Here is a 13,167-nt window from a genome sequence, read left to right on the forward strand (position 1 = left end):
ATGCCACAATATACATCGACCACGACGGGCGTGGCTAATGCCGCATCGCAAAAACGAAGGCGTGAGAGATTGGCTTCCCCTTGCCCGCGCGTTCCCAAGATACTCTCACATTCCTGGAAGACGAGAGCACCCGTAGAACTGCGGGTTTCGTTTAGCGCGAGTACGCCCCTTCCACCCTCTAGAGCGCTAGTGGATCAAGTTCTGGCAAGGTTGGTACCTTCGATCGAAATTCTGGCAACCCTCGAAGACTTCGAACTTTTAGTCCGCGTAGAAATGTCGCGACCACCTCATCTGGACGTAAGAAAGGCGTTTGCTCCTATGAACGACATACCTCGCACGTCACGTAGGGCTTATACCCAAAGGTATATTTGGATAGCGGGAATTCGAATCTAACATCCACAAAAACGCCTACTAATTTTGGGCGACCTAAATTTATCAACCCAACATTGTGAAATCAGAACAGTTCTACCCTACCGATCCTACCAAATCTAGAATGGAAGGAGTGGAAAGAATCAATCGACCGGAAAAGCGCTGATTCGCGCTGGAACTACGACGTTCTTGAATTGTCGAAATTGTCAAATTGCATAAAGGCTGGGAGGGTAGAATGCGGAGGCGGCAATCTTGTGAAACGTTCATCGTCGGGAAAAGCGTTCTAATCAGAGAGGGTATTGCTAGAATTCTAAGCGCGGCAAATTTTCGCACCCTTGCCTCGGTGTCATGCGCTGATGATTTGTCGCCGAACAAACTCCAATCGCACCCATCGCTGGTTCTCATTGTCCATGCGGGCGATGATTTTGAAACCGCCGTCGAACAAATTGAGCTCTTGCGGGAGCGGCATCCGAAAGCACGCATTGCGGTCGTGGCCGATCACTATCGGCTAGAAGAGATGCTTGCGGCCCTCCAGGCGGGCGCCAGCGGCTATTTCGTCGACGTCATGACGTGCGATGTATTCGTCAAATCCATTGAACTGGTGATGATGGGCGAAATAATCTTCCCGCCGGCATTCATGTCATCCGTTCTCCACCCTGAAAGCGACCACTTCGCCAAGCCGGAGCCGCGCAACGACAATGCTCGGGCGATCGCCTTCACCGCGGAGCGAAGCATGACGCTACAACTATCCCCCCGGGAAAAATCAATCATGCAATGCCTGATCGCGGGCGATTCCAACAAGTCCATCGCGCGGAAGATCGATATCGCGGAGGCGACCGTGAAGGTCCACGTCAAGGCGATCCTTCGCAAGATCCGGGTCCAGAACCGGACCCAGGCTGCAATTTGGGGCATGAACAACTGTTCACTGGTGCGACCGATAATTGAAGGCTCCAGTACAAGCGAGCAATTTCCGGATTCGCTCCCGATTGTTTCCGATAGCAAGCAGATCGAGGGAGTAGTACGACCAGAGTTGATCCATCAACCCACAAATCGCGTGAAGGCTACCAACATTGGCCGCCTGATGCGCAGCGGAACAGCACGGCTCGGAAAATAGGCCGGGCAACTATCAGGACTCTCGCGGCCTTTGGTTCTTGAGCGGAATTACACCGAGGCTGTCGATTGGGCCTGAGCCGGTTGTGCACGATCTTGTGTAGGACTAGATCGAGGCCAGCGGGGCACCGGCATGACTGCGCAAGTGCCAAACGGAAAGCTCCAACATGATCCTATTGACCGGAGGCGCTGGCTACATCGGGTCCCATGTCTCTGTCGCGTTACTTGACGCTGGGCTCGATGTCGTCGCGGTCGATAACCTCTCCAACAGCAACGAAGCGTCTCTCGAACGTGCGCAAACCATCTGCGGACGATCGCTCGTCTTTCGACATGCCGACATCTGTAATGAAGAGGCGATGTACGGGATATTGCGTGCTTACGAAGTGACCGCCGTTATTCACCTCGCGGGGTTCAAGGCGGTAGGCGATTCCAACGTACGGCCCATGACCTATTACGAGAACAACGTCTTGGGAACGATGCGGCTGGTGTCAGCCATGACGAGAGCAAGCGTGAAGACGCTCGTTTTCAGTTCGTCCGCAACCGTTTATGGGACTCCCGTGTACCTACCGTTGGACGAGAAGCATCCCGTCGGACCGACAAATCCGTACGGCCGCACAAAGCTTTTCATCGAAGAAATACTAAAGGATATTTACAGGTCCGACGAAAGTTGGCGGATTGGTATTCTGCGCTACTTCAATCCGGTTGGTGCGCATGAAAGCGGGCTCATCGGTGAAGACCCTTTGGGCGTTCCGAACAACCTGTTGCCGTTTGTGGCGCAAGTGGCAATCGGAAAGCGTGAGAAGCTACACATTTGGGGAAACGACTATGATACTTCGGATGGTACGGGAATCCGCGACTTCATTCATGTCGTAGATCTTGCATCCGGGCATCTAAGTGCGCTGAGCCACCTGAAACAGCCCGGCGTACTGACCGTCAATCTCGGAACAGGAAGCGGCAGCAGCGTCTTGGAGTTGGTTCGGACATTCGAGGTCGTGAGCGGCAGGCGAATTCCCTATGTGATCGAGGAACGCAGGGTCGGTGATGTTGCAATCTGTTATGCTGATCCGACGCTCGCGAAGAGATTATTGGGTTGGACATCAAGGCGATCATTGACGCAGATGTGCGCCGACCATTGGCGTTGGCAGATGAAAAACCCAAATGGCTATCGTGGCACCCAGGTCTTGAAGGTCCGCGAGCAGGCGCAGCCCGTTCATTGAAATCGTTCACATATAGCAGGGCCTCGCGGCCACGGCAGGGCAACTGCATAATCTGGGCGTGGATGAAAAAACAACGAGCGTCTGCCCAAATATGGCCGGCGCTCCCGCTCAATATAGCCGTCTCGGACACTTTCCGTGTTTGCCCAACTACCGACGCAGCGCCTCAATCCGCGCTTTTGCCTCCTTGATTCCTGCGGCGTCGGCTTTCGCGTAGAGGTCTTGCGCTCTGGCCGCATCGCCGCGGGTTCCGATAGTTCCCCATTTGGCAAGGATCAAGGGATCATAGGTTTCTGCGAGCGAGAAGCTTGCCTGGACGCTACCCATCTCGACGGCGCGCTCCAGCACAATCCGCGCCGAGCCTATGTTGCCCTGCCCGAGCAGCGCGCTCGCACGCGCCAGCAACGCTGCCACCGCGGCTTTCTTAGAATTGGGCTGGGCATCGCTCCGAACGCCCGCTGCTGGTGACTCGGCGATTGACTTCGCGTTTTCCGTAGGCTCGTTCCGCGCGATCGAGCCAACCGTCACCGCATTGGATGGAACCTGTTTCGCAAGCGCAAGATCCCGCTCGAGCTGTTCGGCCCTAGCCCGCTCCTGCTGCAGCGAGCTGCGCAACGAGGCTGAGTCGCGCTCCGCTGCCTGCCTTGTCCGCGCGACCTCCTCGCTCGCGCTGGCCGCCAAGGCCGCCTGCGCATCGAGATCCCGACGTGCGGTTACGAGATCCTCTTCCAGCCGTGTCGTCCGATCGCGCCCGTCCTGTGCGGAGTTGCGAAGCGACAGCGCGCCGTTTGCAGCCGCCTGTCTGAGTTCGGCCACCTCGTCTCCAACCTTGCGGGCCTGAGCCTCATATGCATAGGTCGCGCTGCGCGCGATCGAGAGGTCTTGCGCAAGTGCGTCGGCCCTTTTGCGCTCCTTCTGCATCGATTGCCTCAGCTCGGCAGCATCTGCTTCCGCGGCCCGCTTCGACCGCAGAACTTCCTCGGTTGCCTTTGCCGCCAGTGCTGTCTGGGTTTCGACGTCGCGCCGTGCCGCCGCAAGATTCTGCTCCTGCTGCGCGGACCGCTCGCGCTCCTGCTGCAAAGACTTCTGCAACTCCGCTTCGTTGCCCCCCCTAGCCTGTTGCAGCCGGGACGCTTGCTCGCTTGCTTTCGCCGCCAGTGCCGTCTGGGTCTCAACGTCGCGCCGCGCCGCCACAAGATCCTGCTCCAGCCGCGCGGACCGCTCGCGCTCCTGTTGCAGAGACTTCTGCAGTTCCGCTTCGCTGCTCTCGCTTACCTGTTTCAGCCGGGACGCTTCCTCGCTTGCTTTCGCCGCCAGTGCCGTCTGGGTGTCGACTTCGCGTCGCGCCGCCGCAAGATGCTGCTCCAGCCGTTCCGATCGGTCGTGCTCGTCCTGTGCAGATTTGCAAAGCGATGGCTCGCCGTTTGCAATGGCCTGCCTGAGCTCCGCCGCTTCGTCTCCGGCTCTTCGGGCCTCAGCCTCGGATGCATACATCGCGTTGCGTGTCATCGAGAGGTCATGCGCGAGTGCGTCGGCCTTCTGTATTGATTGCCTCAGCTCGTCGGCACCGGCTTCGGCCGCCTGCTTCCGCTGTAAGACCTCCTGGATTGCCTTTGCCGCGAGCGCGGTCTGCGCCTCGACATCACGCCGCGCTGCCGCGAGATCCTGTTCCAGCTGCGCGGACCGCTCGCGCTCCTGTCGCAAAGACGTTTGCACCTCCGCCGTGCCACCCTCCCGTTTCAGCCGAGACGCTTCCTCGCTCGCCTTCTGCGCCAGCGCGACCTGGGCTTCGACGTCGCGCCGCGCAGCCGCAAGCGCCTGCTCCTGCCGCTCGGCCCGGTCGAGCTCCTGCTCGAGACGTTGCAGCAGCTCGATATCGCGCCTTGCAATCGTGAGCTCAAATAACAGTGTCTCCGTCCAGTGGCGTTTCTGTTCCGGAGGGAGTCCTTCATCGCCGGTCGTTGCTTGCGCAACCTGCACCGATTTGTCGTCGCTGCGCATGCCCACCGGCAGGGACCCGAAGTCGCCATAACCCGCTATTCGATGGGACTCGAAATTGCGGGCAGCCATCGCGTGTTGCGCATCCGCCAGGTGCCGCGCGTGATCCGGGGAGGACTGGGTTTCCGACGCCCATGTCATAGCGAGCATGGTCGCGGCTATCCATGCGGTCGCGGATCGACCCTGCGTGGGCAGGTGCTTCATTGCCTCCGGCACAAAGGGTGCCTCGTCCGATTCACCTTCACCGCGTGAGGCACCGGCGACGTCGCAGGCAGTGTCAACTTTCTCGTTGAGAATGATGGCGCGCCCCATGGGTAATCTCCATCGCATGGTGACAAGGCCTGTTGCGATTCGTCATTAGCGCCCCGCCGGTGCCAATCCTATTACTCGTAGGAGGAGCCTTCCTACCTCTTCGGGATTAGGCTACCGCGCGTTGTGCCTACCTGTACCGGGACACGATGCCTTGAGCATTGCATCCATCATTCCCTCCGGTCGCGCGCCCCTGGGCGAACGTCTTGGCGTCCTGAGGAGCCGCCAGCGATGGAACGCATCAACTATTTCCGTTCAAGCTTAGACGGCGACCAGATGTGGCTCCTCCTGTTTGCGGGATCGGCGTGCGCGGTCGCGGCGAAAAAATGCAACGGTCGGCCTCACCGTCTTGCAGTCTTACGATCGGTTGCCAGCCCAATTCGGTTTTGGCGAGGGAAGTATCGGGTCGGCGTTGTCTAGGATCGTCGCGGGGCAACGGTAAATTGACGAGTTTTGACGAGGAGCCGGTTTCGGCGAGCACCAGTTCCCCGAGTTCGCGAATGCTGAATTCTCCTTCATTTCCCAAATTGACAGGCCCGGTGAATGAAGCGCGACTGTCCATGAGGCGCACAAGACCATCTATCAAGCGATAGCCCTCGTCACCTGGTGCCGACGCGCGGCGAATCGGCCGCGGTCGCATCGGCCCAGCCTGCCCCTGTTGGGAGATTTGAATTGCTTAGCCTACGGGGAGTCGCGTCAAGACCGTCCTGGTATCGCAGGGTGAGCTCGACGGCGTCACCCGGCTGCAATTCGGTATCTTCGCTTGCGATAATCTGTTCCGGCCCTTTTTCGCCTTTTCTAATGATGGCGATGTCGGGCTTACTGCCGGCTCCTCGTACGAGCTGTGATCGAACCATCGCGGTGTACTGAAGCTTCTCGCCGACGCTCTGCAGCTTTTCGCGAATTTGGTTGAGTTTTACGCTGGTGTCTTGCAGCTCACGGAGCAGGTCAAGCCTCCGCTGGTCGTCGAGCTTTAACAGCTTTCTGGTGACCTCGTCCTGTTGCTTCTTGACCTGCAGGAGCTGCGCGTAGGTCTGCAGCTTCCGAGTTGCTGACAGCAACACCGCGCGCCGCGCATCCGTCACGCGAGGGCTGGTCAACGACCCCTTGCCGTAGAGATCGGACGCTTTCTGCAGTTCTTCGAGGTCTGACTGAAACCCCTCTTCCTCTTTTTTCTGCTGCTCCGAGAGCACGCGGACCTGATCCTCTCCCTGTCGGACGCCGCGCTGAAGGAACGCCTTTTCCTGCTGATAATCACTCTGCTTCGTCTTCAAATATTCCGTTTCCGCATTGACGATTTCCGATATCGCCGATCGAGCCATGGGCACGTCCGTCAGAATCCCTGGATTGAGCTGCGTCCCCTCTCCGAGCTCATTCTTGATGCGCCACATACGCGCCTGTTCTTTGGCGAGTTCTGTCCAAAGCGATCCATACTCGGCTCTCAAGTCTGCTGACTCGAGATACGGGTTATTCATTCTAATACGCATGATGTCGTAGCCGCCTGCCACGGCGACGAGTTGGCGTGCGGTGATGGACGGACGATATGGGTACTCACCCGGCTTCGAGACGTCTCCATTTATATATATCGGCCTGTATTCCGCCACGGTCGTCATGACCTCATCCGCGTCTATGACGATGACGGCCTCACGGCCATCCGCAGCCCTCTGTCGAAACACCTTGCTGGCCAGTGCGGCCCCGATTTTCGCTCGGATCTGGGGTAAGGGCTGGCCGGCCACTGGAAGCACTCCGACCAGCGGCAATGAGATATTCCCGTCCATTTGGACGGCAGCACGATGCCGCAGCTCCGGCAGCCCCGCCACCGCGATCTCCAGCACATCTCCAATGCTTACTCGATAATCGGCCTTTGCCTGAGTGACGAAAATTGACAGACCAACGGCCGCCAAGCCCCATGTGATGCAACGGCCTAGGTTACTGCCAAACACATCGATATCGAAACGATTGCGCAACATCGAGTTCGGTAAAACGACAACTCTCTTTACCAACGTGCTCATCCGATGAAGTCCTTCAATTCTGCGCGTGACAGCAGCGCGCCGACATCGCTACCGTCGGACAACTGTCAACGGGCGATCCGCAAAATCAACGTTCGATTTCCTTACAGGCGCGGGGCCGCGCATTGCCTTCTTACAATTTAGTCCCGCACTGCCGCGGCTCAATCGACCATCATAGTTACTCCTCACATTACCCATTTATAGGCAATTTCCACCCAGTGGTCCGAGTGCTACTGACTTCTTGGCAACTTGGTGTGATTGGCTGGGTGGCAGAGTGCTATGACTTATGCGTCCTTTACCGATTTGCCGGCCTCCATCAAGCCTTCGGCACGTTCTGTAGATGGGGGACGAGCGGTCCGAGCAGGCGTTGGAAGGAGCCGATTGGCTGCCCTGTTAGTATTGGCAGCAAGTACCGAATTCCTACTGGTAGCCGGTGCGGCCTATTTCGCAGCTGTTCTCTATCATCGATTGGTCGTGCTGTCCCCGCCGGATCCCACCAGGTATATTCAGGAATCCCTTCTGATTTCCACATTGGAGTTGCTCGCTTCCGTAGGGCTTCGGCAATATTCCCGGATCCTGACGCAGCCCCGCCACGTCTTCCTATGGAGCGGCGCCACTAGCGTCTTCCTCGTATTCTCCTTCTTCATCTCAACGATATTCGTTCTGAAAGTTTCCCTGGACTACTCGCGCGCGACTGTCATCGTCCAGGCTGGGAGTGTCCTCCTCACGGTGCTCGGCACACGGGCAATATGGTTCTCAGTACTACAGCTTGCTGTTGCGTCGGGGCTGATCGACGCAAGGCGCATCATTCTTGTAGGAGACCCGAGCCACTGCCTGCATTTTTCCGCGCGAGCGGCCGCTACCGGAATTCGGACTATCCGCGCGTTCGACTTTTCGACGTTCCGCGCCGACTCCTCGGTACCCGCGCGCGCCGGCGCCGTTCAAGTGCTATCTCATGCCCGTCAGCTGGTCGCGGACTGCCGGCCCCTCCGGGCAGACGACATCGTCATCTTGATTTCGGACTCGGATATCCCGGCCGCCCTCGCGCTTTCCAGCGCCCTATCGGAGCTCCCGGTTGACGTTCACGTCGTCCCCGTTGGTGCAATGGATCTGATGGCCGTGTCGCGGATCACCGAGTTCGGCAACATGGTGACGATGCGGGTCTTCCAGTCTCCCCTCACTCCTTTCAACCGGGCAATAAAGCGAGCATTCGACGTCGCCGCCGCAATCGCCGGACTTATTGTGGTCAGCCCGCTCTTCGTCATCGTTCCGCTCGCGATCAAGCTCGATTCCCGCGGGCCGGTGCTGTTTCGCCAGACCAGGCACGGCTACAACAACGAGACCATTCGCGTGCTGAAATTCAGGTCGATGACCGTAATGGAGGACGGCGACAGTTTCAGACAGGCAACCAGGCACGATCCGCGTGTGACTCGTCTGGGACGCTTTATGCGTCACACCAATATCGATGAGCTTCCGCAGTTGTTGAATGTCCTGGTCGGCGACATGTCGCTCGTCGGGCCCCGCCCACATGCGACCTCGCAAAACGAGGCGTTCGCCGAGCTGATTTCGTCATTTTCCCGTCGCCACAATGTCAAGCCCGGCATCACTGGTTGGGCTCAGGTCAACGGGTACCGTGGCGACACTGATACGCTCGAGAAAATGCAGCGACGCGTGGAACACGATTTATACTATATCGATAACTGGTCGCTGCTTTTCGATCTACGAATCATCCTACTCACGCTTTTTTCCAGAGAGATCTACGTAAACGCCTATTGAGAATTTGGAGGACAAATACTCCATCGGCCGATTTGCCAACAATCCCGACAGGTCCATCGGAGCTTTGTGTTGGGCTACGCTGCGCGTTGGAAAAGACAGTCGTCCCACAGACCCAAGCCGAGCCCGACCGAGGCGCGCAGGACTACACGAACGCAGCCCAAGCGGTCGAGGTCGTCGCGGAAGCGATGTCGGCGAAGCGAGAAGGAGACACAAATCAATAACGCGGGTGTTGACCAGTCCGCAGAGTTCAAGACGGTGGTGCCAATCGCGGCCATTGCGGGCTAGCCTCGAGACGTCGAAGCAGAGCACGGCCCCGACTTCCCCGGCGCAAAGCCAACGGCCGTCATGAAGCGGCTAAGCCCGTCCCGGTGGTTGAGGTCGTAGCGGATCTGCTCAGCAATTTGGACTTGGTGGAGACGCGCAGGCCTTTTTCCCCATAACGTAGACACATGGGAGAAGGATTGAATCCATTTGAGTTAAGCTCAACCCAGTTGCAAGTCTTCCGTAGAGCTTGGAATAGTACTGATCAGAGACAGAGATTGGATTGCTGCCGAACGCCGCAGAACACAGATCGAATAGCTCTCGTTGCGTGAAACCTGCATGAGCGCCAGCTTCATTGCGCCACTCTCCTTTCAAGCGTTTCTTGAAATCAGTAAAATTCCATCGGATTTTATCTTTTATCGAGCCTATTGCGCCCATGTAGCCGATCAGGCGATGCCTGTTTGGGGTGCCGACCAGATAAGCTCCACCGGATCGCAGAACACGAGCCATCTCTGCGATTGCTTTCTCGGGATGAGGAATATGCTCAAGAGCATGGAATGAGAAAACAAAATCAAAGGTGCCATCGGGGAACTGGAGCTCTCTAGCGTCCATTTCAATTAGTTTTGCCGGCGCGGATCCAATATGATCGAAAGAGAGCTCGCCTCGGATATCGATCCCCACTGTCTTGGACTGAAGTCCCCGTGCGAGAAGACCTGCTTCACGCCCTGATCCGCAACCGACAACAAGCACGTCGTCTATTGGCATACTGATATTGTCTTTTATGACATCGACAAGAGCTAAGCTTTTGCTGGCCTCCCGTGCATGGTAGGCTGGATCTATATCGTGTTCCAACATACTGCAGTCCTCCTCTGGAGCGAAAATACGAGCCGATCGAGCCCGCGGTGGCGTTACCATTTTAGCCCCCAACGATGACGGAATCGGGCCTCGACATTAATATGAAAGCATTGCGCAGCCTGGATTTCGGCATGCGGCAGCTCCTTGTACGGACGACGTCAGAGGATGGAAATTTCTCACATCTGCTTGCGGAACAGGTCCATTGGAACGAGCAGTTCGAGTCGATTACTTTTCGATTCTAATTCCGCACTGCCGCGGCTCAATAGATCATTCTGGCTACCCCCATTGTAGTTACCCCTACTCTACCCATTTGTATCAATTCCTCCCCCGAAACTCGAATGCTACCAAGCATGCGGCTGGCTTTGGCCGGGCAGCGAGCGGGATCGTTCGTGCTATGGGTTATGCGTCCTTTACCAGTTTGCTGACCTCTACCGAATTTCCAGCACATTCGGTCCATGTCGGCGGGGCAAACTCAGCGACCGTCGACAGGGGCCGATTGGCTACCTTACTTGCCGTCGCGGCCTATTTCGCAGCCGTCCTCTATCACCGATTCGTCCTTCATCAATTTGTCCTTCATTGGTTCGTCCTCCTTTACACTCCCCAAAAAATTTCGGCGGCTACAAGAACAATCCGATTCGATGTACGGAACCCTCCGTAGTCATTTGCGCTGGTGTGAGAAATGCTGCAGGCAATCGATCATTCGGTGAATCCGGACATCATGCCACCAGAATTTCGTTCGCCGGCCGAGTCCCTTGCAGAAGGGGTCGCCTTCATACGACGACGGCTCTCGATTATATTGGTGACATGCTCGGTAACATTTGGCATTGGCCTATTCTATCTCATTGCTGCAGCACCGACATTTACCGCCAACGTTCAACTCATCGTAGATTCACAAAAAACCGCTCAGGAAGACGCTGGGCTCGTGTCAACGAACGTGGAAAGTCAGATTGCGATCATAAAGTCTGAGGGTATCGCTCGTGCCGTCATACGAGAACTAGGTCTAGCAGAGGAATTTGGCGGGCACGTTGGCGTCGTGCGCGGAATGGTCAGGTCGATATCCCGGCTGCTTGGCTGGCGAAAGCCAGAAACGGAATCTAGCGTGATGCAAAATGCCGTGGAATCGTTCGAACGCAAGCTTTCGGCAAAGCGCGTCGGTGTTACATACATTATCAATGTCAGCTTCGATTTCACCGACCCTGACCGAGCGGCGCAGATCTTAAACACCGTTGCGGAAACATATATTGCAGCTCAAATGGACGCAAAATATAGCTCGTCTTTGCGAAGTGAAAAATGGATCAAGGATCGGCTGAGCCAATTGAGTAGTCAGGCAGCAGATGCCCAAAAAGCAGTGGCGAATTATCATAAGAACAGGAACAATGTCGCGGATTCCGCAGAGCCCGTCGATCCAGGAACATCCCTATCGCAATTGACGAAAACGCAAGGTGACCTCCGCGAACTGGAAGCCACCGGGGAAACCACCGCAAGGACCTATGATAATTTTCTCCGTGCGCTACGTTACACGGAAGCGCAACGGCAAGCCACACCAGTCTTCGAGGCGCGTGCGCATCTACTCACCGGAGCATCCCCTCCCTTGCAGGCCAGTTCGCCAAGAGCGGCACTCGTGCTTGGAATATCGGCCGTGGGAGGGGTGCTTCTTGGCATCGCTTTCGGAATGCTGCGCGATCTGTTAGATCGAGGTGTCCGCACCTTGGGGGACCGCACCACGGTATCGCCTGTGGTGGTTCTTCAGCAAGGTGAAGCGACTCTGGCCAGCCCGAACTCTACATCCGCTCCCTCGTCATCGCTTCGCCGCCAGAGCCCGAGAGAGGAGCCCGGTGCATTAGCAGCGCGCGCCACCCGCGATTAGGGACGGCCCAGACGCGTAATCAAGACGGCCGCGTTCGACCAGCTCTTTGGCCTTTTTGAATGATCAAATGGGAGCGACAACTCTGAGAATCCTGATTGTCTGCGGTCCATTCCTTTATGGAATAGATGCAAGAGCGGTTCAAAATAGGAGGTTGGCCAGAACCCTAGCCAGCACGGGAAATGTCGTGTCAGTCCTTTCTCTCGATAAGGACGTGGCCGGACAGCTCGGCAGCCCCCAATTTTCCGATGAAATGGAGGTCGTACGGCTTCTCCCCTCGACGACGATCCAAACCGTCGTCCGCAAGATAAACCTAATTCAATCGGCGGCGCTCAACAGAGCGGCCATGGAGTTCACGCACAATTTCATTTACCCGAACTCCGATTTGCTAATTGGGGCTCTACGTCGTCGGGTGGCTGAATTCCGTCCCGACATTGCAATCTTCATCGCACAACCTTACTTCATCCCCCTTCTCGGCCTGCAGCTCGAGCATCTTCGCGGAATGAGAAAGATTGCTTTCTTTTCGGACCCGTGGCCGTACCAAACTCTACCATCACCCTATAGCAAGTATGCGCTTCCCTTCGCCGGGCGCTACAATAGATGTCAGATCTCAAGAATATACTCTCACTTCGATCGGGTCCTATACACTAATTCGTCTGCGGTCGAGTGCATGTTTGCCACCTACCCTGAACTGGAACGCAATTCCAACAAGCTGGCCGTCGCGACCCATCTCGCAGACGACATCATCGAGACTCCGTCAAAGGAAATAGCCGAACTCGTCCGATCTTCGGTGGTTCACGTCGGTGATCTATCCAAGGAACGATTCACCCCCCAACTCAAGACTGCAATGGCTGAGTGCATCAACACTCATGGGATACCGTTCACGTTCATCGGCACCGTTGGCAAGAACCTGAAGCACAGCTTAGAGCACGGGGAATTCGGAAGTAGCGTTTCTTTCTTAGGCTCGCTGCCGGATACCTTTAGCAGATACATCGCAAACATCGCATCGGTGAATCTGATCGTTGAAGCAAACCTGAGGAATAGCCCGTTCCTACCGAGCAAGGTCACGGACGTTTTGACAAGCTCTGACCGTTGGGTGTTCGTCTCCGGGACGCGGCGGCGGCCTGACATTGGCATCGCACCGGAGTGCGCTGTGAGCGGCATATGCGTTCCTCACGAAAGCTCCGCGATTGTCAACGCGATACTCGCCGTGGCTCGGTCAGGCCCCGTCAACGGCGATCCATGCATTGAATCGTTACGGGCCTCGGCGATCGAACGAAATCGAACCCTAGCAGCCAAGTTTCTAGAATAGGCAGTTTAACCGGATCTCATTTACTTGGTCGTCTTCACCGATCATAGAGCCACGCTTGCAAAGGATGACAGGCGCTTCTGCTCGATAACG

The 13,167-nt window shown here is 56.7% G+C and carries 8 protein-coding genes and 2 pseudogenes; 5 read left to right on the forward strand and 5 right to left on the reverse strand.

What is annotated here, in order from left to right:
- The first annotated feature begins 604 nt into the window (after window positions 1-604).
- Both IVA95_RS04860 and galE read left to right on the forward strand, forming a co-directional pair.
- Window positions 605-1,483: a response regulator transcription factor gene (locus IVA95_RS04860; RefSeq protein ID WP_247509471.1), complete on the forward strand. Its 879-nt coding sequence runs from the start codon at window positions 605-607 to the stop codon at window positions 1,481-1,483.
- A 163-nt stretch (window positions 1,484-1,646) separates the two neighbouring features.
- The gene (gene galE, locus IVA95_RS04865) at window positions 1,647-2,696 is read left to right on the forward strand and encodes a UDP-glucose 4-epimerase GalE (protein ID WP_247509472.1); all 1,050 of its coding nucleotides are present in this window, start codon (window positions 1,647-1,649) and stop codon (window positions 2,694-2,696) included.
- 147 nt (window positions 2,697-2,843) lie between these two features.
- Here the strand turns inward: galE and IVA95_RS04870 are convergent, their stop codons facing one another.
- The 3 genes and pseudogenes from IVA95_RS04870 to IVA95_RS04875 all read right to left on the reverse strand — a co-directional run bounded on the left by IVA95_RS04870 (window position 2,844) and on the right by IVA95_RS04875 (window position 7,012).
- Window positions 2,844-5,003: a hypothetical protein gene (locus IVA95_RS04870; RefSeq protein ID WP_247509473.1), complete on the reverse strand. Its 2,160-nt coding sequence runs from the start codon at window positions 5,001-5,003 to the stop codon at window positions 2,844-2,846.
- A gap of 258 nt (window positions 5,004-5,261) precedes the next feature.
- Window positions 5,262-5,586: pseudogene (locus tag IVA95_RS38965) on the reverse strand (SDR family NAD-dependent epimerase/dehydratase); the annotation flags it as partial.
- Between the two features lie 13 nt (window positions 5,587-5,599).
- A complete protein-coding gene (locus tag IVA95_RS04875; protein ID WP_247509474.1) occupies window positions 5,600-7,012 on the reverse strand; it encodes a polysaccharide biosynthesis/export family protein in 1,413 nt (470 codons plus the stop codon).
- A gap of 378 nt (window positions 7,013-7,390) precedes the next feature.
- Between IVA95_RS04875 and IVA95_RS04880 the strand changes: the two genes are divergently transcribed.
- Window positions 7,391-8,785, forward strand: coding sequence for an undecaprenyl-phosphate glucose phosphotransferase (locus IVA95_RS04880; protein ID WP_247509475.1), 1,395 nt, complete (start codon window positions 7,391-7,393; stop codon window positions 8,783-8,785).
- A gap of 114 nt (window positions 8,786-8,899) precedes the next feature.
- Here the strand turns inward: IVA95_RS04880 and IVA95_RS04885 are convergent.
- Together IVA95_RS04885 and IVA95_RS04890 are read right to left on the reverse strand one after the other, a co-directional pair.
- Window positions 8,900-9,121: pseudogene (locus tag IVA95_RS04885) on the reverse strand (hypothetical protein); the annotation flags it as partial.
- A gap of 57 nt (window positions 9,122-9,178) precedes the next feature.
- A complete protein-coding gene (locus IVA95_RS04890) occupies window positions 9,179-9,901 on the reverse strand; it encodes a class I SAM-dependent methyltransferase (RefSeq protein ID WP_247509476.1) in 723 nt (240 codons plus the stop codon).
- Window positions 9,902-10,580: 679 nt separating this feature from the next.
- Between IVA95_RS04890 and IVA95_RS04895 the strand changes: the two genes are divergently transcribed.
- Both IVA95_RS04895 and IVA95_RS04900 read left to right on the forward strand, forming a co-directional pair.
- Complete coding sequence (locus tag IVA95_RS04895) at window positions 10,581-11,768, forward strand: Wzz/FepE/Etk N-terminal domain-containing protein (protein ID WP_247509477.1); 1,188 nt, start codon at window positions 10,581-10,583, stop codon at window positions 11,766-11,768.
- 67 nt (window positions 11,769-11,835) lie between these two features.
- The gene (locus IVA95_RS04900) at window positions 11,836-13,077 is read left to right on the forward strand and encodes a hypothetical protein (RefSeq protein WP_247509478.1); all 1,242 of its coding nucleotides are present in this window, start codon (window positions 11,836-11,838) and stop codon (window positions 13,075-13,077) included.
- Window positions 13,078-13,167: the final 90 nt, after the last annotated feature.

Origin of the sequence: Bradyrhizobium sp. 157, from assembly GCF_023073815.1 — a bacterium.
Classification (GTDB): Bacteria; Pseudomonadota; Alphaproteobacteria; order Rhizobiales; family Xanthobacteraceae; genus Bradyrhizobium.